Annotated in this window: 1 protein-coding gene; it reads right to left on the bottom strand. The window is 53.0% G+C overall.

All coding sequences use genetic code 11. The features are described 5' to 3' along the window. Positions 1-430: 430 nt before the first annotated feature. A partial coding sequence (locus tag KDK17_RS11250) for an ankyrin repeat domain-containing protein (RefSeq protein WP_257288112.1) occupies positions 431-1453 on the bottom strand: 1023 nt, incomplete at its 5' end.

Genomic DNA, 1453 nt, shown 5'->3' with positions numbered 1-1453 from the left:
GTTGGTCAGGTTTTATAGAAAAGTTCAGGTTTTGAGAGCCTGTTTTCTGTTCAACCGCGACAACAGAACGTCTTGTCAATGGTTGAGCCTGACAGAGGGCGGACAATGTCATTAGTAGCAGTGAGGCTGAAAAGAGAGGGTGTTTAATCATTCTACCCTTCCATTCTGAATTACAGAGAGGAAGGATAGATCAAGGAAATTACTCAAGTTACGCAGTTAACAGATCTATCAACTGCCCGAGAGAAAGCCCTGTCGTATAGGTTGTAGTGCTGAGCTGAAAGCGATCCAACTTCACTTTCTCTATGGCTATAAAGTTTGCTGTGACTAAATAATCACTCATTTCAAAAACTCAGAAGATGGGAACACCTGAAAGCCGTGTTTTCTGGATAAGATAACGCCTTTCTTTTGTTTGCTGCCTTGCCTCTGTTTCCTACTTTGCCCCGGCGTCGATCAGGACTTCCACAGAGTCGGTATCGCCATTCGCAGTGGCGACCAACAGCGGGGTGGTACCATTTGGCATGGCGGCATTGACATCCGCCCCGGCGTTGATCAGGGCTTTCATGCGTTCGGTATTGCCCTTCATGACAGCCACGAACAGCGGGGTGCTACCATCCTTAGCCCGGGCGTTGACATCCGCCCCGGCATCGATCAGGAGTTGCATGGAGTTGATATTGCCCATCAGGGCTGCGATGTCCAGTGGAGTAGTGCCATCAGACATGGCAGCCTCGAGATCCGCCCCGGCGTCGATCAGGACTTTAACGCATTCGGTATTGCCCTTCATGACGGCCTTGAACAGCGGGGTGGTGCCATCCCTGGCCCGGGCGTTGACATTCGCCCCGGCATCGGTCAGGAGTTGCAAGCAGTTGGTATTGCCAATCAGGGCTGCTATTTCCAGTGAAGTAGTGCCATCAGACATGGCAATCTCGAGATCCGCCCCGGCGTAGATCAGGACTTCAACGCATTCGGTATTGCCCTTCATGACAGCCCTGAGCAGCGGGGTGATGCCATCCCTGTCTCGGGCGTTGACATCCGCCCCGGCTTTGATCAGGCGTTTCACAATGTCGGCATGGCCATCCCGGGCTGCGATATGCAGCGCGGTGTTGCCACTCTCAGTTTGGGCGTTGAGATCAGCCCCGGTGTTGATCAGGACTTCCACAGAGTCTGTATTGCCTTTTGCAGCGGCGACGGACAGCGGGGTGACGCCATTTGGCAAGGCGGCGTTGATATCCGCCCCGGCTTCGATCAGGATTTTCAGGCAGTCGGTGTTATTTTGTTGGGCAGCGATGAACAGTGCGGTCGCGCCATCATTACTCCGAGTGTTGAGATCCGCCTTGGCTTCGATCAGGATTTTTACGCAGTCGGTGTTATTTTCTTGTCCAGCGATGAACAGCGGTGTGTAGCCACCCTTAGTTCGGGTGTTGAGATTAGCCTTGCCTTCGATCAGGGTTTTCAC

Origin of the sequence: Endozoicomonas sp. SESOKO2 (genome assembly GCF_024606245.1) — a bacterium.
In the GTDB taxonomy this organism is placed as follows: Bacteria; Pseudomonadota; Gammaproteobacteria; order Pseudomonadales; family Endozoicomonadaceae; genus Endozoicomonas_A.
The sequence above is the reverse complement of the archived record's forward strand: the minus strand, read 5'-3'. Positions and strand labels throughout refer to the sequence as shown.